20 protein-coding genes and 1 pseudogene are annotated in these 21,519 nt (G+C 68.5%); 7 read left to right on the forward strand and 14 right to left on the reverse strand.

The features are described from left to right. Window positions 1-14: 14 nt before the first annotated feature. The gene (locus tag GR168_RS16875) at window positions 15-1,619 is read left to right on the forward strand and encodes a DEAD/DEAH box helicase (RefSeq protein ID WP_065631904.1); all 1,605 of its coding nucleotides are present in this window, start codon (window positions 15-17) and stop codon (window positions 1,617-1,619) included. A gap of 16 nt (window positions 1,620-1,635) precedes the next feature. Continuing rightward, complete coding sequence (locus GR168_RS16880) at window positions 1,636-2,910, forward strand: hypothetical protein (RefSeq protein ID WP_159371277.1); 1,275 nt, start codon at window positions 1,636-1,638, stop codon at window positions 2,908-2,910. A gap of 30 nt (window positions 2,911-2,940) precedes the next feature. On the opposite strand, the gene GR168_RS16885 is transcribed toward GR168_RS16880, so the two are convergent. Beyond that, a complete protein-coding gene (locus tag GR168_RS16885; protein ID WP_159371278.1) occupies window positions 2,941-3,729 on the reverse strand; it encodes an AAA family ATPase in 789 nt (262 codons plus the stop codon). 100 nt (window positions 3,730-3,829) lie between these two features. Further along, window positions 3,830-4,261 (reverse strand): hypothetical protein, encoded by a 432-nt coding sequence (locus GR168_RS16890; protein ID WP_055475551.1) that lies wholly within the window; start codon window positions 4,259-4,261, stop codon window positions 3,830-3,832. 129 nt (window positions 4,262-4,390) lie between these two features. Here GR168_RS16890 and GR168_RS16895 point away from each other — a divergent pair, with 129 nt between their 5' ends. Further along, a complete protein-coding gene (locus tag GR168_RS16895) occupies window positions 4,391-5,341 on the forward strand; it encodes a diacylglycerol kinase family protein (RefSeq protein WP_176455944.1) in 951 nt (316 codons plus the stop codon). Here GR168_RS16895 and GR168_RS16900 read toward each other — a convergent pair. Continuing rightward, a pseudogene (locus tag GR168_RS16900) lies at window positions 5,278-6,468 on the reverse strand (MFS transporter). The gene GR168_RS16895 and the pseudogene GR168_RS16900 overlap by 64 nt on opposite strands. Before the next feature lie 414 nt (window positions 6,469-6,882). Here GR168_RS16900 and GR168_RS16905 point away from each other — a divergent pair. Continuing rightward, window positions 6,883-7,137: a WhiB family transcriptional regulator gene (locus GR168_RS16905; RefSeq protein WP_004023450.1), complete on the forward strand. Its 255-nt coding sequence runs from the start codon at window positions 6,883-6,885 to the stop codon at window positions 7,135-7,137. A 121-nt stretch (window positions 7,138-7,258) separates the two neighbouring features. On the opposite strand, the gene GR168_RS16910 is transcribed toward GR168_RS16905, so the two are convergent. The 4 genes from GR168_RS16910 to GR168_RS16925 all read right to left on the reverse strand — a co-directional run bounded on the left by GR168_RS16910 (window position 7,259) and on the right by GR168_RS16925 (window position 10,530). Beyond that, window positions 7,259-8,764 (reverse strand): sensor histidine kinase, encoded by a 1,506-nt coding sequence (locus tag GR168_RS16910; protein WP_065631872.1) that lies wholly within the window; start codon window positions 8,762-8,764, stop codon window positions 7,259-7,261. 42 nt (window positions 8,765-8,806) lie between these two features. After that, a complete protein-coding gene (locus tag GR168_RS16915; RefSeq protein WP_055475555.1) occupies window positions 8,807-9,022 on the reverse strand; it encodes a biotin/lipoyl-binding carrier protein in 216 nt (71 codons plus the stop codon). A 414-nt stretch (window positions 9,023-9,436) separates the two neighbouring features. Then, complete coding sequence (rsrA, locus tag GR168_RS16920) at window positions 9,437-9,724, reverse strand: mycothiol system anti-sigma-R factor (RefSeq protein ID WP_055475556.1); 288 nt, start codon at window positions 9,722-9,724, stop codon at window positions 9,437-9,439. Then, entirely contained in the window at window positions 9,721-10,530 is an 810-nt protein-coding gene (locus tag GR168_RS16925; protein WP_078113362.1) for a sigma-70 family RNA polymerase sigma factor, read from the reverse strand. The genes rsrA and GR168_RS16925 overlap by 4 nt, the downstream gene beginning before the upstream one ends. A 177-nt stretch (window positions 10,531-10,707) precedes the next feature. Between GR168_RS16925 and ybaK the strand changes: the two genes are divergently transcribed. Together ybaK and GR168_RS16935 are read left to right on the forward strand one after the other, a co-directional pair. After that, on the forward strand, window positions 10,708-11,205 hold the full coding sequence (ybaK, locus tag GR168_RS16930; RefSeq protein ID WP_159371279.1) for a Cys-tRNA(Pro) deacylase: 498 nt from the start codon (window positions 10,708-10,710) through the stop codon (window positions 11,203-11,205). 64 nt (window positions 11,206-11,269) lie between these two features. Continuing rightward, the gene (locus tag GR168_RS16935; protein ID WP_159371960.1) at window positions 11,270-12,031 is read left to right on the forward strand and encodes an SOS response-associated peptidase; all 762 of its coding nucleotides are present in this window, start codon (window positions 11,270-11,272) and stop codon (window positions 12,029-12,031) included. Between the two features lie 102 nt (window positions 12,032-12,133). Here GR168_RS16935 and GR168_RS16940 read toward each other — a convergent pair whose 3' ends face one another. Next, a complete protein-coding gene (locus GR168_RS16940; protein WP_159371280.1) occupies window positions 12,134-13,615 on the reverse strand; it encodes an NAD(P)/FAD-dependent oxidoreductase in 1,482 nt (493 codons plus the stop codon). Window positions 13,616-13,734: 119 nt separating this feature from the next. Between GR168_RS16940 and GR168_RS16945 the strand changes: the two genes are divergently transcribed. Continuing rightward, on the forward strand, window positions 13,735-14,952 hold the full coding sequence (locus GR168_RS16945; protein WP_159371281.1) for an MFS transporter: 1,218 nt from the start codon (window positions 13,735-13,737) through the stop codon (window positions 14,950-14,952). Here the strand turns inward: GR168_RS16945 and malQ are convergent. From malQ to GR168_RS16975, 6 genes are all read right to left on the reverse strand, one after another. Further along, window positions 14,924-17,056: a 4-alpha-glucanotransferase gene (gene malQ, locus GR168_RS16950; RefSeq protein ID WP_159371961.1), complete on the reverse strand. Its 2,133-nt coding sequence runs from the start codon at window positions 17,054-17,056 to the stop codon at window positions 14,924-14,926. The genes GR168_RS16945 and malQ overlap by 29 nt on opposite strands. A 79-nt stretch (window positions 17,057-17,135) precedes the next feature. Further along, entirely contained in the window at window positions 17,136-18,542 is a 1,407-nt protein-coding gene (locus GR168_RS16955; protein WP_159371282.1) for an FAD-binding oxidoreductase, read from the reverse strand. Beyond that, on the reverse strand, window positions 18,523-19,176 hold the full coding sequence (locus GR168_RS16960; protein ID WP_165629752.1) for an SDR family oxidoreductase: 654 nt from the start codon (window positions 19,174-19,176) through the stop codon (window positions 18,523-18,525). Before GR168_RS16960 ends, GR168_RS16955 begins: the two co-directional genes overlap by 20 nt. Before the next feature lie 168 nt (window positions 19,177-19,344). After that, window positions 19,345-19,620: a GlsB/YeaQ/YmgE family stress response membrane protein gene (locus GR168_RS16965; RefSeq protein WP_004023462.1), complete on the reverse strand. Its 276-nt coding sequence runs from the start codon at window positions 19,618-19,620 to the stop codon at window positions 19,345-19,347. A gap of 180 nt (window positions 19,621-19,800) precedes the next feature. Beyond that, window positions 19,801-20,244 carry a lipoprotein LpqH gene (locus GR168_RS16970; protein ID WP_058251911.1) on the reverse strand — a complete coding sequence of 148 codons (444 nt, stop codon included), beginning with the start codon at window positions 20,242-20,244 and terminating at the stop codon, window positions 19,801-19,803. Between the two features lie 56 nt (window positions 20,245-20,300). Beyond that, window positions 20,301-21,236 carry a ParA family protein gene (locus GR168_RS16975; RefSeq protein WP_159371283.1) on the reverse strand — a complete coding sequence of 312 codons (936 nt, stop codon included), beginning with the start codon at window positions 21,234-21,236 and terminating at the stop codon, window positions 20,301-20,303. Between the last annotated feature and the right edge of the window lie 283 nt (window positions 21,237-21,519).

The following is a 21,519-nucleotide window of genomic DNA, read 5'->3' on the forward strand; positions in this document are numbered from 1 at the left end:
GCACACAACCGCACATGAGCGATTCCGCCGTGCAGACGACCATCGTCGACGACACCCACACCGCCCCCACCTTCGCCGAGCTCGGCGTCGACGACCGTATCGTCTCGGCCCTCGCCGCAGACGGCAAGACCCACACCTTCGCGATCCAGGAACTGACCCTGCCGCTGGCGCTCGAAGGCCACGACCTCATCGGCCAGGCCCGCACCGGCATGGGCAAGACCTTCGGTTTCGGCATCCCGCTGCTGCACCGGCTCGCCCATGCCGAGGAGTCCGGGGTCCGTCCGCTGGACACCACGCCCCGCGCGCTGATCATCGTGCCCACGCGCGAGCTGTGCGTGCAGGTGACCGGCGATCTCCAGGTGGCGGCGCCGTCGCTCGAGGTCACCCTGGCCGATGGCACGAAGCGTCCCCTGAAGGTCACTTCGATCTATGGTGGCCGTCCGTACGAGTCGCAGATCGCCGAGCTGCAGTCCGGCGTCGACGTCGTGGTGGGCACCCCGGGCCGGCTCCTCGACCTCGCCCAGCAGGGCCACCTCGTCCTCGGCAAAGTGTCGATCCTGGTTCTCGACGAGGCCGACGAGATGCTCGACCTCGGCTTCCTGCCCGACATCGAGCGCATCATGTCCGCATTGCCGACGCCTCGTCAGACGATGCTGTTCTCGGCGACCATGCCCGGTCCGATCGTCACCCTGGCCCGCACGTTCCTGAACCGGCCGACCCACATCCGGGCCGAGAACGCCAACGACTCCGCGGTCCACGACCGCACCAAGCAGTACGCCTACCGGGCGCACGCGCTGGACAAGGCCGAACTCGTCGCCCGCATCCTGCAGGCCGAGGGTCGCGGCGCCACGATGATCTTCACCCGCACCAAGCGCACCGCGCAGAAGGTCGCCGACGACCTCGCCGAGCGCGGCTTCAAGGTCGGCGCGGTCCACGGCGATCTCGGCCAGGTCGCCCGCGAGAAGGCGCTCAAGCGGTTCCGCGACGGCACCATCGATGTGCTGGTCGCCACCGACGTGGCCGCCCGCGGCATCGACATCGACGACGTCACCCATGTCATCAACTACCAGTGCCCCGAAGACGACAAGACCTACGTGCACCGCATCGGCCGTACCGGTCGCGCCGGGCGCACAGGCATCGCGGTGACCCTCGTCGACTGGGACGAGCTGCACCGCTGGGAGCTCATCGACAAGGCGCTGAGTCTCGGTATCCCCGATCCGCCGGAGACCTACTCGACGTCGGAACACCTCCGGTCGGACCTGTCGATCGACGAGTCGAAGACGGGGCGGATCGCCGCCGCCAAGCCGCCGCGCGACCCCGACGAGACGCGGGAGACGCGCGCGGACCGCGAGCCGCGCAAGCGCTCGACCCGCACTCGCCGTCGCACCCGGGGCGGGCAGACGGACGCCAATGGGACGTCCACCGAATCGGCCGCCGAGACCACGACAACCGAGACCACGACGACCGAGTCCGGCAGCGACACCTCCGCCGGTGACGGCACCGCGAAGCCGCGTCGCCGTCGTCGCCGTCGGGGTGGCGCCAACCGCAAGCCCGCCGGCGAGCAGACCGCCGCGTCCGACGCCGGCGCGTCGGAGTCCACAGCAGCTGTCGCCGACTGACCACCGGCTGACCCGCGTGGCACGAGTCAGGCCCGAACGGCGCCGCCCGATCGATCTCGCGGTCACCGCGGCCATCGTGGTCGTCGTCGCGGCCCTGTGCGTCACCGCCTGGGCCCTCAGCCCGGTTCGCCACACCGTGAGCGTGCCGGCCGCGGCCGAACCCGCCGCGGTGCAGCCGGCACAGTCCGTGCCCGCGAGTTTCGTCGCGCGCTGGCGGGCCGACTCCGACGCCACCCGCGCCCCCGCGATCGGCACCTCCGCCGTCGTCACCGGGAACGGCGGACGGGTGGTCGGGCACGACCCGGCCACCGGACGCGAACTCTGGTCGTACAGCCGCGATCTCGACCTGTGTGCGGTCGGTACCGCCTGGACCGGGAGCGCCGATCTGGCGCTGGCCGTGTACCGCAACAGCCGCGGCTGCTCGGAGGTGACCGCTCTCGATGCGGGCACCGGCAGCCGGAAGGGCGCCCGCACCAGCGACGCCGACCCGGAGGTCCGGCTCGCGACCGACTCGGGGTACGTCGTCGCGCAGGGCCCCCGCCGGATGGAGACCTGGGGTTCCAATCTCGTTCGCGGAATCGAATACGGCCGGGTCGAGGCGCCGGTCCGACCGGAGGACGCGCCCGATCGCGTCGACTGCGAGCTGTTCTCGTCGGTGGTGTCGGGAGATCGCGTGGCCGTCGTCGAACGCTGCGCCGACGACCCCGGGTATCGGCTCACGGTCCTCGGCGCGGTACTCGGCGACGACGAGAAGGTCGAACAGTACGGGTCGACCCTCATCACCGGCGACGTGAGCGGACCGCCGCCCGTGGTCATCGCGATGTCGTCGTCGGGGATCGCCGTGTACGACGGTGGCGCCGCACCGGCCGAACCGCCCACGTTCGACGCCGAGAGCGGGCCGGCGATCCGCCGGTTCGACACCGACGCGAACGCGGCGGGGACCAACACCGTCGCCGGCGACTCGACGCCACCCGCCGGCAGCGCCCCGATCTCCTCCGACGGGATCGTCACCTACTGGACCGGGAAGGCGACCGTCGTCCTGAATGCCCAGACACTGAATCCGATCTACCAGGTCCCCGGCACATTGGGACCCGGCCAGATGATGGCGGGACAACTCCTGCTGCCGAGTACCACCGGGATCAGCGTCCGCGATGTCGCGACCGGCCGGGAGATCCGGTCCATCCCGCTCGCCCGGAGCGAACCGGCCGCGCCCGTGGTGAGTCTGCGTGTCCTCGGCGACATCGTCGTCGAACAGCACGGACCCCGGATCGAGGCCTTCGGTCCGGGCTGACCCCCACGGCCCCCGGACCTCAGACCCGACTCAGACCTCGAAGGTGCCGACCTCGGCGCCCGCCTCCCAGTGCTTCCACAGATTCTCGGCGAGCGCGCGATATGCCGTCGCGCCCTTGTTCTTTCGGCCCCGCATGACCGACGTCCCGGAGGCGGAGGCCTCGGCGAAACGTACTGTGCGCGGGATGGGCGGCTCGAGCACCGGCAGGTCGTACCGATCGGCGACGTCGGCGAGAACGTCGCGGCTGTGCGTGGTCCGGGCGTCGAAGAGGGTGGCCACCGCACCCAACATCGTGAGGTTCGGGTTGGTGATCTGCTGGACCTCCCGGACCGTGCGCAACAACTGCCCGACCCCACGATGGGCGAGCGTCTCACATTGCAGCGGCACGATCACCTCGTCCGCCGCGGTGAGACCGTTCAGCGTGAGGACGCCGAGCGACGGCGGGCAGTCGACGATCACGACGTCGAAGTCCTCGCTCACCTCCGCAAGTGCACGCTTGAGGGCATACTCCCGCCCCGGGCGCATCAACAGCAGCGCCTCGGCGCCGGCCAGGTCGATGGTCGCCGGCAGCAGGGTGACCTTGTCCTCGGTGTCGAGCAGGACATCGGCGATCTCCTCGTCACCGAGCAACACGTCGTGGACCGAGGAGGTGAGCTGATCGGGATCGTGCCCGAGCGAGAAGGTGAGACACCCTTGCGGGTCGAGATCGACGACGAGGACCGAGACGTCGAGATCGGCGAGGGCGGCACCGAGGGACTCCACCGTGGTGGTCTTGGCGACCCCACCCTTCTGATTGGCAATCGCGAGGATGCGCGTCATGCGCCCTACTGTACGACCGCCCGGGCGTCGATCGTCGGATGAGAGTCCACCTCGGCTGCGCGGCGTACCCGGACGGAGGAGAGCCCGCCGGAGGAGGATGTCAGCGCTCGGGTTCGAGTTCGTCGGCGAGCCACCTCATGGACGCCGGACTGAACAGCATCACCAGGACCGCGAGCGCCGCGAGCGCCAGCGGCACGCCGAACACCGGCCATCCGCTCGTGAACAGGTAATACGCCACCGGCAGCAGCAGGATCTGCGCCACCATGGCGATCGAGCGTCCCCACCGCCGCCCCGAGAGCAGCGCCAGACCGCCGACCAGTACTCCCCCGCCGATGATGCCGAACCAGGCCGCGGTGCCGTAGCCGCTGATGGTGGTCTCCTCGTGCCCGGCCAGGCCGCGCACCACCAGGATCACCGCGACCGCAACACCGGCCAGCCCCTGCAGCGTGGTCACCGCACCCGCGATCTTGATCTGGCGCGGGGTCACCGACGGATCGGTGTCGGACTCCGGACGGCCGTTCTCGGTGCTCACCGTCCCAGGATATTTGGTCCTCTCGCGCGGACCTCCGCGGGTGTGCGCACCGGAGCGATGGCGCCGTACACATCCGCGCGATTACGCGCGGGCGGCGACGACCCCATATCCTCGGGTGTCGTGCGTGTCATGCTGATCGTCAACCCGTTCGCCACCGCGACCAGTCCGGCCGGCCGCGACGCGCTGGCGCACACCCTGAGCGCGCATTTCCACCTCGACGTCGAACTCACCACGCACCGCGGGCATGCGTTCGAGCTCGCCGCGCGCGCCGCGGCCGAGGACTTCGACACCGTCATCGTGCACGGCGGCGACGGATCGGTGAACGAGGCCGCCAACGGACTGCTCGACCCGCCGTCGAGCAGCGATCCCGACCGGCGGCGGCCCGCCCTGGCCGTGATCCCCGGCGGTAGCGCCAACGTCTTCGCGCGCACGCTGGGGATCGATCCCGACCCGCTGCTCGCGACACAGCAGATCATCACCCTCCTCGACGCGGGACAGAGTCGCCGGATCGGACTCGGCCACACCGATGACCGCTGGTTCCTGTTCAACACGGGCATGGGCATGGACGCGGTCGTCATCCACGCGATGGAGGACAAGCGGCACGCGGGCAAGACCGCGACGCCGGCCCGATACCTGTGGACCACGATCACCAGCTTCCTGAAGCAGTCCGGTTCGTCGGCCACGTTCGACGTCGAGATCCCCGGCCGGGACCGGATCGTCGGCGCGCGTTACGGTTTCGTGTCCAACACCAGCCCGTGGACCTATCTCGGACCGCGCGAGATCCGCACCAACCCCGGCACCGGTTTCCACACCGGCCTCGGGGTGTTCGTGGCGACCTCCACCGGCGTGTTCCGTAACCTCCCACTGGCGACGCGACTCCTGTCACAGGCAGATCCCAAGGCACGCCACCTCTTTCGGGATGACGACGTCGACGAGGTGTGCTTCCGCGCGGAGGCCCCGATCGACGTACAGATGGACGGCGATTACATCGGGGCGTTCCGCGACATACGTTTTCGTCATCGCCGCGACGCCCTCACGGTCATCGCACCGCCGATCAGCACCGCCGACATCACGACGTAGGGCAGCGCCGCCGCCGCGAAGAGCCCGGCCGGACCCAGCCATGTCGACCCCAGCGCCCAGCCGGCGAAGGCCAGGATCGCGACCACCTCCTCGCCCATCCCGGCTAGCGAGGTGACGGTGGCCCGCGATGCCGAACTCAGATGGTCCTGCAGCTCGGCGTCGGCCACGACCCGCGCCCACCCCAGGATCCCCTACGCCGTCGCGACGCCCGCGGCGCCCACCGGGTGCCCCCACAGCGCCGACCCGATGAGCACGACCGCGCCCACCCCCACCGCCGGCCCGATCGCGTCGACCGACCGGAACCGCCCCGCCGCGAGCGCGCCGCCGATGTCACCGGCCGACACCACGATCATGAGCAGCGCGACCGCCGCCGGATCGGGCTCGGCGGCGGCGTCGACCACGAACGACGCGATCAGCAACGGGAGATACTCGTCGAGCGCCGCGACCCAGGTCAGCGCCACACCCAGCAGCAACATGCGCCGTGCGACCGGCTGCGTCCGCACCGAGCCCCAGCCGTGGCGGACGATCTCCCGCCAACCGAGGTCGAGGTCCGCGTCCTCGGGTTCCGGTGGATCGGCGGCGGCCTCTCGACCCTCGGGCAGCATCGCCGACATCACCGAACACAACACGCAGGCGACGACGCTGGCGGCGCCCGCGGCGTCGTAACCGCCCCACGCGAACAACGGTGCGGCCGCCGCGGTGCCGCCGATCACTCCGATGGCCCCGGCCGCCCGCATGAGCCCGGTCAGTCGGGCGTAGTCATGCGAGCGCCCCAGCCGGTTCAGCTCGTCGTAGACCAGCGCCTGTGTCGTGCCGGACCGCAACGCTCCACCGAGGGCCCACAGGACGAATCCGGCAGCGAAGGCGACGAACGACGGCGCCACCGTCCACAGCGCGAAACCCGACGCGGTGATCAGCGGACCGGCGACCAGCAGCTTCCGTCGGGACACGCGGTCGGCCAGCACACCGGTGGGGACCTCGACGATCACCGACGACACCGACCAGATCACGAACAGCGCCGAGATCTCGGCGGGCCCGAGCCCGGCGCCCGGAATCCCGGGGTCGGCGAAGAGGACGGCGTACAGCGGGTAGAGCGGGATGAGGTCTTCGAGGAGGGCGGAGCCCACCGCCGCGGCTGTCAGCCTGCGGTGGGGCCGCCGGGGCGGTGTGGATCAACATCGTCGACGCATGTGGTGAACAATACCCTCGGCGTCCGGCCACGTCACGAGCGTTTTTCACCGGCGACGGGGTCGCGACCTGCAGAAAGTCGTCGACAGTACCGCCGCGAGACGCGTAGGCTACAACAAGGCCGTGAGACAAAGTGCCCGGACCCCCCTTCGGGAGTCCGCGACCGGAGTGCTAGGCGGGTGACGTGATGTTGCCCACGTGTGAAGCAAACCCATTGACTTCGGCCCGATTCGTGAAAGTATTCACAAGCAACAACGCGGAAACATTTGGTGCGCCGCGTGAACTGAGAGTTACAGCCGACAATCACCAGCAAGACGATCGAGTGGTGCGAACGCGCCCGAAGGAGTAGTGGAATGGACTGGCGTCACAAGGCCATCTGTCGCGACGAGGATCCGGAACTGTTCTTCCCCGTGGGGACCAGCGGCCCGGCCATCGCACAGGTCGCCGACGCGAAGCTCGTCTGCGCGCGGTGCCCCGTCACCGCCGACTGCCTGTCGTGGGCCCTCGAGTCCGGCCAGGATGCCGGAGTGTGGGGCGGCATGAGCGAGGACGAGCGACGCGCACTCAAGCGCCGTACCGCACGTACGCGTACCCGGAGCAGCGTCTAGGCCTCGACGGCCGGCGTCGTCCCGGACTCGAAGAAACCCGGCCACGGCCGGGTTTTTTCGTGCACTCGTCCCCACTGTCCGGCGGAAACCGCGGTCAGACAATGCGGTCCGCGACCACGGCTCACGAGCGTAGCGGAATGTAGACACCCACTTCGGTTCCCGGGCCACCCGGATTGGACCGGACATCGAGTTCACCGCCCAGTTCGATGGACACCAAGGTCTTGACGATCTGCAGGCCGAGATGGTCGGACGTGGCCAGATCGAAATGCTCCGGAAGACCGGAACCGTTGTCGCGGACCGCTATTCGAAGGCCGCGCACATCCCGTTCGGCGACGACCGCGATCTCGGCGTCATCGTGCGGCGCGCCGTCGAAGCCGTGTTCGATCGCGTTCTGGATGAGTTCGGTGAGGACCATCACCAGCGGCATCGCGAGTTCGGCGGTCAGCACGCCGAGCCGATCGCGATGGCGCACAGCCACCCTCGCCTCCCCCGACGCGACATCGACCAGGATCGGGACCAGACGATCGACGACCTCGTCGAGGTCGACCTCCTCGTCCACGCTGCCCGACAACAACTCGTGGACGAGCGCGATGGAGGCCACTCGGCGCACCGCCTCGTTGAGCGCCTCGCGGGCATCGGAGTTCGACGTGCGCCGCGCCTGTAGTCGCAACAGCGCCGAGACCGACTGCAGGTTGTTCTTCACCCGGTGGTGGATCTCGCGGATGGTGGCGTCTTTGCTGATGAGTGCGCGGTCGCGTCGCTTGACCTCGGTGACGTCCCGGATCAGGACGACGGTTCCGGTCGTCTCGCCCCGCGGACGGAGCGGCACGGCGCGGATCAGGGCCGTCGCGCGGCGGGCGTCTGCCTCCACGCGCATCCCGATGTCGCGGTAGGGGCCGGTCGGGATCTCGGCGACGCCGGCCGCGATGTCGAGCATCAGTGCGACGTCGTCGGCCTCGAACGGTTCGGTGATGAGTTGCTTGACGACGTCGGACAAGCGCGTGTGATTGAGTTCGGCGGTCCACCCCATCCGGTGGAAGGCCGACAGCGCGTTCGGGCTGGTGTAGGTGACGAGGCCCTGTCCGTCGAGACGGACGAAGCCGTCGCCGGCGCGGGGCGTCGACAGCCCGCGCGGATTCCCCTCCTCGTGCGGAAACGTGCCGTCGGCGACCATCTGGCACAGATCGTCGGCCGAGTCCTGATAGGCGAGTTCGAGCGGCGACGGCAGGCGCGGGTGGGTGAGGTCGACAGCTCGGGTCGCCACGGCGATCACCTCGCCGTCGAAGCCGACCGGAACCGCTTCCTGCCGCATGGCCGTCGCGCCGAACCAGGTGGGGTCCTCGTCGCGCAGGATGCGGGCGGAGGTGAAGGCGCGCAACACCTGTGGATGTGCTTCGGTGTCGATGACGCGGCCGACCTCGTCCGTCGGGAAGACCGTCGAGGCCGTGTTGGGACGGCATTGCGCGACCGTGACGACCGCGCCCGCCTCCGTGCGCACCGACAACAGGAGGTCGGCGAACGAGAGGTCGGCGAGCAGTTGCCATTCGGCGACGAGTCGCTGCAGATGCGCGGCTGCCGAGTCGGACAGCGTGGTGTGTTCGGCGAGCAGGTCGGAGAGGGTGGACATCTCAGGACACGGGGGCGACGACGGGCCGGGGCCGGTTCACTACTACTCGTAGACGGCGATCACATCGCCGGCCTGGATGACGTCCCCGACCTCGACCTTGACCTCGGCGAGCGTGCCCGGCTCCTCGGCCAGCACGGGGATCTCCATCTTCATCGACTCCAGCAGGACCAGGGTGTCGCCGACCTCGATCTGCTCCCCCGCGGCGACGCGCACCTCGAGGACACTCGCGACGATCTCTGCCACAACGTCTTCTGCCATGCACCCAAATTAGCCCACGGCGTCGTACCCGGAGGTCCCGGTGCCGGGGGCGTCAGCAGAGGTGTTTTTGGTACGTGGGAGAATCCCTGAGACACTGTGATGTCCCGATCACCAGGGATGTCTTCCCCGGATGACACCAGGGATGTCCTCCCCGGCCGATGCCAGGGTTGTCTCAGCACAGCTGAACCAGTACACGGCGGGCCCGGTCCCACGGCGCCCGCCCCGCAATGAAGGAGATGCGTCATGGGAAAGCGCGGACGCAAGAAGCGTGCTCGTAAGAAGAACGCTGCCAACCACGGCAAGCGCCCCAACGCCTGATCACCGCACCACGCGGTCTCGGCGAGCGAGCAAGCCAAAAAGCCCGGGTACGGCCTTCACGGGCCGCCCGGGCTTTTTGGTGTGTTCTCGACGCGATCAGCGATCGGATTCGGAGACCTCGTGCACGATCACGGTCTTGCGGATCTCGATGCGCAGACGGTCGCGCAGGCTCTGCGGTGCCTGGTCGCCGCCGCACTTCCGGTTGACGAGCGCCTTGAGCTGCTGCTCGATGCCGTAGTGCGCCAGGCACGACGGGCAGGAGTCGAGATGGCCCTGGAGTCGTTCCCGGGCGTTCTGGTCACACTCGTTGTCCAGCAGGAGCCAGACATCGGCGATGACGGCCGAGCAGTCGAGCTGGGTCAGCTCCGGATCGACGTCGCTCATCGCGCCACCTCCGCATCCGCCGCCGCCCGTGCGGAACGATTGAACCCGCGCTCACGCGCGACGTCGGCCAGCAACTCGCGCAGCTGACGGCGACCGCGGTGCAGTCGGGACATGACGGTACCGATCGGGGTGTCCATGATCTCGGCGATCTCCTTGTACGGCAGGCCTTCCACATCGGCGTAGTAGACGGCCATCCGGAAGTCTTCCGGCAATTCCTGCAGCGCGGCCTTGATCTCGTCGTCGGGGAGGGCGTCGAGCGCCTCGATCTCCGCCGACCGCAGCCCCTGCGAGGTGTGCTCGGCGGTCGCCGCGATCTGCCAGTCGGTGATCTCGTCGGTCGGGTACTGCGCGGGCTGACGCTGCTTCTTGCGGTAGCCGTTGATGTAGGTGTTGGTGAGAATCCGGTAGAGCCAGGCCTTGAGGTTGGTGCCCTCCCGGAACGACGCGAACGCGGTGAACGCCTTGATGTAGGTCTCCTGGACCAGGTCCTCGGCGTCGGCGGGATTGCGGGTCATCCGCAGCGCGGCACCGTACATCTGGTCGAGCAGCGGCAGTGCGTCGCGCTCGAACCGCTCGGTCAGCTGTTCCGGCGACTCGTTCGGATCGGCCCGGCGAGGCGCCTTGGCGGTCCCGGTACGGCCGGCATCGGGTGACTCTGTGTCGGATGCTTCTGTGTCGGACACTACGATCCCTTCGATGGGAGGCATCACGGAGATGTTGTCGATCAAGCTTACCGACCCGTCCCCCACCGAGAGAGGCCTCGGTTCGACGCGCTGCGGGAGCTCCATCACGGCCGCTGTGCTCATATGCCTCTGACCTCCTTCGTGTCCGTCTTCATACGTCCGTTGTCCGATCAGTCCCAACAGAGCGCACCGCGCGGTTTGTTCCCGGCCCGCCCCCGCGATCGTCTCGGCGCGGATCACCGCGGCCTCGTGCGCACGCGCGCAGCCGCAACCCCGCTCACGACCAGGAGGTAACCGACCATGGCGTCCACCCCGGCGATCGCCGCGCTCGAACGCGCCCGGATCGACCACTCGGTGCACCGGTACGCGCACGACCCCCGATCGGAGGCCTACGGCGCGGAGGCGGTCGCCGCTCTCGCCGAAACCCTCGGTGTCCGTGCCGAGCAGATCTTCAAGACGCTGGTCATCGAACTCTCCGGCGGGGACCGGCCCGGCCTGGCGGTGGCGGTGGTCCCGGTGCCGGCCAAGCTGTCGCTCAAATCGGCGGCCGCCGCACTCGGCGCGTCGAAGGCGAAGATGGCCGACGCCAAGGCGGTCACCCGGACCACCGGCTACGTTCTCGGCGGCGTGTCCCCGGTCGGCCAGCGGACCCGGTTGCCGACCGTCGTCGACTCGTCGGCCACGCACTTCGACCGGGTGCTGTGCAGCGCCGGCAAGCGCGGGCTCGAGATCGAGCTGGCCCCGGCCGATCTGGTGTCCGTCACCGAGGCCGTCGTCGCCGACATCGCCGTCGCCTGATCGTCGGCTGTCGGAACGGACACTCATCACGAGGCCGGGCAACCATTAGGGCAGCATGGACACCATGTGCGGACGCTATGCGGTGACCACCGACCCGGCGAAGCTGGCAGCCGAGATCGATGCGGTCAACGAGGTACCCGAGCCGGCGGGTGCGGACTCCACCGATCTCGATGCGGCGCCCCGGTCACCGGGCGTGAACTACAACGTCGCGCCGACCACGACCGTGATGACCGTCGTCAAGCGACACTCGCCCGACGATCCCGACGACGATCCGCTGCTCCGCGTCCGCGCGATGCGCTGGGGGCTGGTGCCGCCGTGGGCGAAGGAGGTCGGGAAGGGGCCGCTGCTGTTCAACGCGCGCGCCGAGAGCGCCGCGGAGAAGAGTTCGTTCCGTTCGTCGGTCAAGTCGCGGCGTTGCCTCGTGCCGATGGACGGCTGGTACGAGTGGAAGAAGGGTCCGGCCGACAGCAAGGGCAAACCCACCAAGATCCCGTTCTTCATGTCGCCGCAGGACGGGACCCGGCTCTTCATGGCCGGGCTGTGGTCGGTCTGGCACCCCAAGACCGATGACGCCGCTAAGCCGCTGCTCAGTTGTTCCATTCTCACCACCGACGCGGTCGGGGAGCTGCGCGACGTCCACGACCGGATGCCGCTGATCATGCCGTACGAGCACTGGGATGCCTGGCTCGACCCGGACGGCCGGGCACCCGACGAGCTGTTCGCCCCGCCGGCCGAATCGCTGGTCGACGCGATCGCGATCCGCGAGGTCGCCCCGCTGGTCAACCGCGTCGCCAACAACGGGCCGGAGTTGCTGAACCCTTCGTGACGCGCCCTCCGCAAGCTCCGGGCGCTCCTCAGGGAGCAAGGGGTGAGGGCGGGCCCGCCGCAAACTCCGGGCGCTCCTCAGGGAGCTGTCGGAGAGGAGCGCTCAGCTGAACTCGTAGTCGCGCAACGGGAACGAGTCCATCTCGCGGAGAGTCCGCAGCGTCGAGGCCGGGCGGAGCAGCGTCGCCTCGCCGTGCTGGTTGAAGTAGTAACTGCGTGACGTCGCGCAGTCCCCGTTGTAGAACACCGAGGACTGCAGACGATCGGTCACCTCGTCGAGGAAGGCGTCGTTGGCCTCCTCGGTCACCTCGAACGTCCGATGCCCGCGGCGGCGCAGTTCTCCGAAGAGGCGGGCGATGTGCTTCATCTGCCCTTCGATGGTCGTGAAGTACGACAGGCCGCTGTAGGAGTAAGGACTGTTGAGGGACAACAGGTTCGGGAACTTCGGGACGGTGACGCCCTCGTAGGCCTGGAAGCGGTTCTCGCGCCAGAACTCGCCGAGGTTGCGCCCGTCCCGGCCGACGATGTCGAAGGCCGGGAAGTTGGTGTCCCAGAGATTGAACCCGGTGGCGAGAACGAGGGTGTCGATCTCGGTCCGGGTGCCGTCCGCGGCGAGGATCGCATCGGCTTCGAGGCGGGCGATGCCACTGGTCTGCAGGCTCACGTTCGGCTGGGCGAAGCTGGCGAAGTAGGTGTTGGAGAAGGTGGGGCGTTTGCAGCCGAAGTCGTAGTCCGGGGTGAGCTTCCGCCGTAGTTCCGGGTCGGCGATCTGGCGCCGCAGGTGCGCCTGGGCCAGTCGGGCGGCGAGTTTGTTGCCGGGCTTCACCTGCTTGTAGTGCAGGACGCCGAACACCATCAGCAGTTCGAGAAGCGACGAGTTCACCAGTCGCGCAGCACGCTGGGTGAGCGGGAACCGGCCGAACAGTTGCTGGACGAGCGACGGGATCGCGAAGTCGATCTTGGGCACCACCCAGATCGCGGTGCGCTGGAAGACGGTCAGGGCCTCGGCGCGGGCGGCGATCTCGGGGATGAGCTGCACCGCGGTCGCGCCGGTACCGATCACGGCGACCTTCTTACCGGTGAAGTCGAACCCGTCCTGCCAGTCCGCGGTGTGCAGGATCGTGCCCGCGAAGTTCTTGATGCCCGGGAACTCCGGGACGTGCGGCTGGGACAGAAACCCGGTCGCGGTCACCAGATAACGCGCCGTGCGTTCGGTGCCGGACGCGGTGCGGACGCGCCACAGCTGCTCGTCGGGGTCCCAGGTCGCGGACTCGACGACCGTTCCGAATTCCATGTGCCGCTTGAGGTCGTACCTGTCGGCGACGTGGTGGGCGTAACGCTTCAGCTCTGCTCCGGGGGCGAACAGCCGGGACCAGTACGGGTTGGGCTCGAAGGAATAGGAGTAGGTGACCGACGCGATGTCGACGGCGAGTCCCGGGTAGTGGTTCACGTGCCACGTCCCGCCCAGGTCGTCCTCCCGCTCGAGGATCGCGATGTTGTCCAAGCCCTGTCGCTTCAGTTCGATCGCGGCGCCCATCCCGCCGAAGCCGGCACCCACGATCACGACGTCGAGTTCTGGTTGCATCCGACACCCCCCTCTTCGCTCACCCTGAATTACCGTTACCGACAGTTACCGTAACCCAGCACACAGCCGGGAGACCAGGGCCGGACCCTCCCGGACGCGGCGGTACCGTGTCAGCTGCCATGTCTGACCGTTCGCATACCCCCGCCTCCCCTGCGCCGACCGGCGCACCCTTCGCCGCGGCGGTCTACGCCTTCGCCGTGATCATGCTGGGCACCACGCTGCCCACACCGCTCTACGCGATCTACGGCGAGGAACTCGATTTCGGCGTGACCACCACGACCGTGATCTTCGCCGTGTACGCGGCCGGCGTCATCGCCGCGCTGATCGGCTTCGGACGCTGGTCCGACGTCATCGGCCGGCGCAAGATGCTCATCGCCGGCGCGATCCTGTCGGCGGTCAGCGCCGTCGTCTTCCTCACGGCGGGCCCGGTCTGGCAGTTGCTGCTGGGCCGGGTGCTGTCGGGTCTGTCCGCGGGTATCTACGCCGGCGCCGCCACCACCGCGGTCATCGAACTGGCCCCCGCGTCGTGGCGGGGACGCGCTCCGGCCGTGGCGACCGCGGCCAACATCGGCGGCCTGGGGCTCGGACCGCTGATCGCCGGGCTTCTCGCGGAGTACGCCCCGTCCCCGCTGCACACCCCGTTCGTACTCGATCTGGCGCTACTGGTGCTGGTCTTCATCGGCATCTGGCGTCTGCCCGAGACGGTGGAGGTCGTCCCCGGCGCCCGGTTGAGCATCCAGCGACTGTCGGTCCCCGCCGACATCCGCGGCGTGTTCGTCCGGGCGTCGATCGCGGCCTTCGCGGGGTTCGCGGTGATGGGCACCTTCACCGGCGTGATGCCGTCTTTCGTCACGAACATCCTCGGCATCAACGACCACGCATTCACCGGTTTCCTGGTGTTCGTACTGTTCGCGTCCTCGGCGGTCACCCAGATCGTCGTGCGCCGGATACCGACCGAACCGGCCCTGATCGCCGGCTGCGCCATCCTCATCCTCGGGACCGGCCTGTCGATCCTGGGACTGGTCGCCGCATCGACCCCGGCGTTGCTCGGCGGAGCGGTGATCTGCGGTGTGGGGCAGGGCATGTCGTTCAGCAAGGGACTGGCGTCGGTGGTGGCGGCGACCCCGGCGGGACGCAAGGCCGAGGTCACCTCGACCTACTTCGTCGTCGCCTACGTCGCGATCTCGATCCCGATCGTCGGCCAGGGAATCACCGCGCAGCACTGGGGTCTCCGGCCCGCCGGGATCGCCTTCAACATCGGGGTCGCCGTGCTGGCCCTCATCGCACTCGTACTGACCATCGTCTCGGTCAGGAACCTGGCACGCCCGACTCGTTGAGCACCGAGATGAGGCGGCGGAAGCGCACGCTGCTGACGAGGTCCTCGACGAGCACGACGTCGCCCTCCGAATTGGCCAGCGGGACACACCAGTTCGGGTACTGACTGCTGTCGGTACCCGGCTGGTTCTGGATTCGCCGCTCCCCCACCGCATCCACGAGGGCCACGCTCAGCAGTACCGACGGGCTGCGGGCGATCACCGCATACAACGCATCGACGACCTTCGGGTCGGTCAGCGGGGTATCCCGGGACAGCAGGCCGCGTTCGTAGGCGAGTTCGAGGACGGCGTCGCGTTCACGCGCATCGCGCGCCCGCTCCGCGTCCTCCCCGGAGGCGAGCAGGCCCAGCCGCGATCGCAGCGTGATGTGGTCGCCCGCCAGATATCCCACGGTCGGGGGCAGATCGTGGGTCGTCACCGAGGTCAGACACAGCTCGCGGTAGTCCTCGGGCGGGGTCGCGGCGTCGGGCCCCTGTTCGAACCACAGGATCGACGTGCCGAGGATTCCGCGTTCGCGGAGTGAGTCCTGCACCGACGGTTCGAACACCCCGAGATCCTCGCCGACGACCACCGCGTCGGCGCGCTGCGCCTCGAGCGCCAGGATGCCGATCAGCGCCTCGCTGTCGTAGTGCACGTAGGTGCCCTGGGCCGGGCTGCTGCCGTCGGGTATCCACCAGAGCCGGAACAATCCCAGGATGTGGTCGACGCGCACACCGCCCGCGTGTCGGAGGACGGTGCGGATCATGTCGCGGTAGGGCTCGTAACCGGCCTCGGCGAGGCGTCGTGGATGCCACGGCGGTTGGTCCCAGTCCTGGCCCTGCTGGTTGAAACCGTCGGGCGGCGCCCCCACCCTCGCACCGGAGGCGAGCACGTCACCGAGGGCCCACGCATCGGCGCTGTGCCGTGCGACCCCGACCGCGAGGTCGGCCATCACACCGATCTCCATGCCGGCCGATTGCGCCGCGTGCGCGGCGGTGGCCAGTTGTTCGTCGCAGATCCACTGCAGCCACATGTGGAAGTCGATGCGTCGGGCCATCTTCCGACGCTTCTTCTTCATGTACGCGGGGTCTGCGAACTTGCCCTGCCAGCGCGGGTCGTCGGCGTCGTACCGCTCGGCCAGCGCGCACCACGTCGCGAAACGCTTGAGGCCCTTGCCCTCCCGGCGCCGGAATGCGCGGTAGGCGTGCGCACGAGCCGGGGCGAGCGGGACGCCGTAGATGAGTTCGAGCGCTTCCAGCTTGGCTCGGAATGCCTTGTTGCGCCGGATCTTGTCGGTCGCGGTGTTCTCGTCGAGGAAGCTGCGCTTCAACGCCTTGACCCACTTGCGCTGCGACTTCGACAGCCCGTCCAGCTCGGGGATGTCGGTGATCCGGATGTAGAGCGGATTGACGAATCGTCTCGTCACCGGCAGGTACGGCGACGCCTCGATCGGCGCCTTCGGCTGGGCGGCGTGAAGTGGATTGACCTGGACGAAGTCGGCGCCGTACGCGCTGGCGGCCACCTCGCAGATCCCGGCGAGATCGGCGAAGTCGCCCACGCCCCACGAGTCAGCCGATCGGATCGAGTACAGCTGCGCGGCGAGTCCCCATCGCTTCCGGCCGATCAGCCGGTCCGCGGTGTGCAGTCGGCGCGGCGTCACGATCAGGGGCGCGCTCGAGGCCGATGAATCGTCGAGATCGATCGCCTTGATCTGGTGATATCCGGTGGGGAGGTCGTCGGGCACGGCGAACGTCGCACGGCCGATCAGCACGCCGTCGACCTCGCGCGGCTCGACCCAGACATCGAGTTGGGGGGCCGCGACGTCGTCACCGGTTTCGCTGACCACCCACACCTTCACCAGGTGCCCGTGCGGAACATGCACGGCGAACGTGGCCCCCGAGCCCTCGGTCACGACGGTCACGGCGGGGACGAACTCACGCCACGGTTGTTCGTCGATCTCGCGAATCGAGTTCTCGATCTCCTCGGGCGAACCCGCGGGGACGTCTAGCGCCCGGAGCACCGCGACCAATGTGTCCTGGTCCACCTCGTGCCGCTCGTCACCCCAGCCGACATAGCTGGAAGCGACGCCGTAGCGATCCGCCAGTGCGCTCAACCCATCGAGGTTCACATCAGCCACCCGTGCATGATCGCAGGATTTCCGTGCGCCCGCCGCCCGCGCCGCCGGGTTCGGTCCACCGGTTCGGTCCTCACGGAAAGATCACCCCCGGGTTCAGGGTTCCCCGCGGGTCCAGCGCGTCCTTGATCGCGCGCATGGTCGCAAGGTCGGTGGCGTCGCGGCCGAGGTGCGTCCAGGCCGACTTCGCGCGGCCGATACCGTGCTCGGCACTGATGCTCCCGCCGTTGGCGGCCACGATCCCGAACACGTGGTCGGTGACCGCGCCGGCCTGCGCCGGCGGGACGTCGAGCAGGTTGACGTGGATGTTGCCGTCACCGACGTGTCCGAAAAGAATCGGCCGACAGGAAAATTCGTTTTCGACACCCACACGGGACAGTTCGGCGAATGCCTCGGGCAGTGCCCGGATCGGAACCGAGATGTCGAGCTTGACGACCGGTGTCGCGCTCGACCGGGCGATGGCCTCGGTGTGGCCCTCGCGACCGGACCACAGGGCGCGAGCCGGCGCCGGCGCGAGCACGGCGTCGATGATCCCGGTCGCATCACCGAGGAGTTCGGTGGTGGCGGTCTCGATGTCCCCGGTCCCCGACGCCTCGAGAAGGACATAGAACGGTCTCGGCGTCGTCGTCGGGCGCCGGTGCCCGTACTCGGCGACGAGCGCAACCCCGGCCTCGGTCATCAGTTCGGCGGCCTCGACGGTCAGTCCCGCCGCCGACGCGGCGCCGATCAGCCCGATGGCGTTCTCGACGCGCTCGATCGAGGCGACCGCGACGGTCGCGGCCGAGGGCGGCGCGACGAGTCGGAACAGGACCCGGGTGATCACCGCGAGGGTTCCATCGCTGCCGGCCAGGAGAGCTGGAAGGTCGTATCCCACATTGTCTTTGACGAGGGATGTCCACCGGCGGAGGACCCGGCCGTCGGCCAGGACGGCCTCGATCCCCGCGATCTGCGACCTCGCGTTGCCCCGCCGGATCATCCGCGTCCCACCGGCATTGGTCGACACGACCCCGCCCGCGGTCGCGCTCTGGCGGGAGGCGAGGTCGATACCGAACGACAGGCCGTGCGCCGCGGCGCGGAGGTCGATGGATTCGACGGTCGCGCCGGCCTGGGCGCCGACACAACGACCGACGGTGTCCACCTCGTCGATGTCGGTCATCCGCACCGTCGACAGCACGATCCAGCGCTCGCCGACGGCGGCGGCCGGTGGCACCGAGCCGCCGACGAGTCCGGTGTTGCCGCCCTGCGCGCAGACCCGGATGCCCGACCGGTCGCATTCGGTGAGCACGCGCGAGACCTCGTCGGTGGTGCGGGGCCGGACCACCGCCTCCGCCGCTCCGCGATGCCGCCCGGTCCAGTCGGTCAGGAACCCTGCCGTGGCGTCCGGGTCGGTGAGGACATGCGCGTCGCCGACGATCGCGCGACAAGCCGCGATAACGGCGGCAAGAGGGGAATCCGGCTCCTCAGGACCGTGGGAAGGCATCGAGGATCGGGGTGTCGCCGTCGTTGAACTCGATCACCTCGTGCACCGCCGCCGGATGGTCGAGAACGGCCGCCGCGACCTGGGCGACGTTGTCCCGGCTGACCTGGTCACCCTCGACCCGGTCGCCGCCGAGCGTGATGCTGCCGGTGCCGTTCTCGTCGGTCAGCTTGCTGGGTCCGAGGATCGTCCAGTCGAGTTCCGTGGACTTCAGGTACGTGTCCGCAGCCGCCTTGGCCTCGGCGTAGGCGTGGAAAGAGTTGTCCTCGGGCACACCGTGATCGGGTCCGGCGCCGAAGTAGGACACCATCACGTACCTGCGGACTCCGGCCCGCACGGCGGCGTCCATGGACCGGATCGCGGCATCGCGGTCCACGGCGTACGTCCGCTTCGGATCGCCGCCGCCGGCCCCCGCGGTCCACACCACCGCGTCGTGGCCGGAGATCGCGGTGGCGATGCCGGTGGTGTCGAGGGTCTCGACGTCGGCGACCACGGGAACGGCCCCGGTGTCCGCGACGTCTTCGGCGTGTTCGGGATTGCGGATGATCGAGGTCACCTCGTCGCCGCGTTCCGACAGAATCCGCGCCAGCCGCAGCGCTATCTTGCCGTGTCCGCCGATGATCGCCACTCGAGTCACTGGATGCTCACTTTCGGTTGCTCACTTGTGCGGTCGCCACTCTCGTACCCAATCCAACGTACGCACATGCGCGCACCGGACACGGCCGAGACACGACTCCGCCCCGGCCCGACGTTCGATGCGAACGTCGAGCCGGGGCGGAGTTGAGTCGGACGAATCCGGTGGACCTCAGACGCGGGTACGACCGCGGCCGGTCACCAGCTTCACGAGGAACAGCAGGATGCATGCGCCCGCCAGGCAGGTGATGAAGCTGAAGATCCAGCCCCCGCCCTCGACGTCGACGCCGAACAACGTCAGCAGCCAGCCGCCGAGAAGGCCGCCGATGACACCGACGACGATGTTGAGGATGATGCCCTGCTGCGCATCTGTCTTCATGATCTTGCTGGCGATCCAGCCGGCCAGGCCGCCGATGATGATCCACGCGATGATGCCAATTCCCAGCATGTCTGCCTCCTATGGTCGTCGTGATCCGTTGTGCAAATCGTTAGAGATCGCGAAGACCTCTCGAATCGCTACGAATCGGAACGTACCCAGACCGACAGAGCGTCAAACAGTGTCCGCGGAAAATGTGTACACATCGAGACCGGACCGGTCACCGGACCGAGACCAAGCGGGGAAACGGGATCAGGGGCAGGTCACCTTGATCTCGTAGGACTTGGTCACGGGCTCGGTCGGATTGGCGGGATCGATCCCGGATGCGTCACCGGTGACCGTGTAGGTGTCCCCGTCCTTGGTGACCTCGCCGCTGCCGCCGCCGGCACCCTTCTGATAGGCCAGCACCACACCGTCGAGCGAGCCCAGCCCCACGGACTCCACCTCGGGCGAGTCACCCGACGTCAGGACGACGCCGATACCCGAGCCCCCACCCGATCCGATCCCGATGGTCACCTTGCCCGCGGCGTCGGTGCACCCGACCGTCTTGTCCGCCAGTTCCAGTTCCTGACCGTCGACGGTCACGGTGGCCTCCGCGTCGGTGCCACCCGACGCCGAGTCATCGGAACCGCACGCCGTGAGGGCGACGGCCAGTGCTGCGGCGCCGAGAACCGAGGTGATGTGCACTTTGCGCATGATGGGAGCTCCTGAGGAGTCGAACGAGGCGCCACCGGTCGGCGGCTGAGATGAACTTAGACGCCTGAGCTGCGGTTCGGCGTCGGTCGATCGAATGGGCCGCGGGAACTCGGAACCGCCCCCGAGAGTTCGGCCCGAGCGAGTTTGGCGTCGGCCTCGACCATCACGGCGCGGGTCAGATCGCGGAACTGTTCGTAGTGGCCGTGGTAGCCGTACTTCGCATGTAGGCTCGGCCAGGTTGCGAAGTCGGCGGCGGCACCGATCGCGTTGCCCTCGTGCAGGTAGGTCGGCAGGACGTTCTGGATCGAGGTGTCCCGTCTCAGTCGCCGCACCGTGTCCTGATGGAGGGTCGACGCCGCCCGGTACTTGGTGATCACGACCCCCAATTCGACGATTTCCCGCCCCAATTCGGTGCCGAAATCGGCGACCTGACGCTGGATGTGCGGAATCGCATATGTGGACAGGACATCCGGGATGGTCGGGATCAGATATGCGGCGGCCATCGCCAGCCCGTTGAGGCTGAACGGTCCGACGTTGGGCGGGCAGTCGACGAGGATGTAGTCGTATTGCCCGGCGATCGGGGCCAACGCGTTCGTCAGTACCTCCACGGCCGCCAGATGGTCGTCCGCAGCAACCCGGTGAGCACTGAGCTCCTCGGCCAGTTCGATGAGGTCCAGGGACGACGGCAGCAGGTCGATCCCGGTGAGCCCGGCCACGGTCGAGACATCGCGCTGCACGCTGCCCTCGAGGTCGAACGATTCCGTGCCGTCGAGCAGGTCGGTGAAGAGTGTCGCGACGGTGTGCCGCCGGGCGTTGCACGTCAGCCAGTGTTCCTGCCCGATCATCATCGTCGTCAGGTTGGTCTGGGCGTCCAGGTCGACGAGCAGCACCTTCTTGCCGAAGACGCCGGCGAGGAAGTCGGCGAGGCCTCCCGTGAGCGTGGTTTTCCCGACCCCGCCCTTGAGACTGATGGTCGCGATCACCGTCGGCATGGCGTCCCCGGTCTGTTCGGTCGCCCTGCTGTTCGGGCGTCCTGCGTCGCGAGTAGATTACCGAGCCGACGCGTAGGCCACCGGGTGTTCGGTGGCGCCGCGACGGCCGCCCGGCCTCTCGAACCTGCGAATCCGACGCCGAATGTCTGTTCCACCCTCATTCTGCGGGCATTACCCATATCTGTAAGAATGACCGGGTCGAGCATTGACCGGATATTTCTGTCGATTCGGTCGTGTGATTCAGAGTCAGGTGAGAACGACTTGACAATCGTTGACGAGAATC

Origin of the sequence: Gordonia sp. JH63, from assembly GCF_009856645.1 — a bacterium.
GTDB lineage: Bacteria > Actinomycetota > Actinomycetes > Mycobacteriales > Mycobacteriaceae > Gordonia > Gordonia hongkongensis.

Coding starts and splice junctions, on each gene's coding strand:
- GR168_RS16875 (WP_065631904.1), top strand. CDS start 15: ATGAGCGATTCCGCCGTGCAGACGACCATCGTCGACGACACCCACACC.
- rsrA (WP_055475556.1), bottom strand. CDS start 9,724: ATGAGCGACGTCGATCCGGAGCTGACCCAGCTCGACTGCTCGGCCGTC.
- GR168_RS16905 (WP_004023450.1), top strand. CDS start 6,883: ATGGACTGGCGTCACAAGGCCATCTGTCGCGACGAGGATCCGGAACTG.
- GR168_RS16965 (WP_004023462.1), bottom strand. CDS start 19,620: ATGCTGGGAATTGGCATCATCGCGTGGATCATCATCGGCGGCCTGGCC.
- GR168_RS16970 (WP_058251911.1), bottom strand. CDS start 20,244: ATGCGCAAAGTGCACATCACCTCGGTTCTCGGCGCCGCAGCACTGGCC.
- GR168_RS16940 (WP_159371280.1), bottom strand. CDS start 13,615: ATGCAACCAGAACTCGACGTCGTGATCGTGGGTGCCGGCTTCGGCGGG.
- GR168_RS16955 (WP_159371282.1), bottom strand. CDS start 18,542: ATGCCTTCCCACGGTCCTGAGGAGCCGGATTCCCCTCTTGCCGCCGTT.
- GR168_RS16975 (WP_159371283.1), bottom strand. CDS start 21,236: ATGCCGACGGTGATCGCGACCATCAGTCTCAAGGGCGGGGTCGGGAAA.
- GR168_RS16935 (WP_159371960.1), top strand. CDS start 11,270: ATGTGCGGACGCTATGCGGTGACCACCGACCCGGCGAAGCTGGCAGCC.
- GR168_RS16915 (WP_055475555.1), bottom strand. CDS start 9,022: ATGGCAGAAGACGTTGTGGCAGAGATCGTCGCGAGTGTCCTCGAGGTG.
- GR168_RS16910 (WP_065631872.1), bottom strand. CDS start 8,764: ATGTCCACCCTCTCCGACCTGCTCGCCGAACACACCACGCTGTCCGAC.
- GR168_RS16925 (WP_078113362.1), bottom strand. CDS start 10,530: ATGAGCACAGCGGCCGTGATGGAGCTCCCGCAGCGCGTCGAACCGAGG.
- GR168_RS16885 (WP_159371278.1), bottom strand. CDS start 3,729: ATGACGCGCATCCTCGCGATTGCCAATCAGAAGGGTGGGGTCGCCAAG.
- GR168_RS16895 (WP_176455944.1), top strand. CDS start 4,391: ATGCTGATCGTCAACCCGTTCGCCACCGCGACCAGTCCGGCCGGCCGC.
- ybaK (WP_159371279.1), top strand. CDS start 10,708: ATGGCGTCCACCCCGGCGATCGCCGCGCTCGAACGCGCCCGGATCGAC.
- GR168_RS16945 (WP_159371281.1), top strand. CDS start 13,735: ATGTCTGACCGTTCGCATACCCCCGCCTCCCCTGCGCCGACCGGCGCA.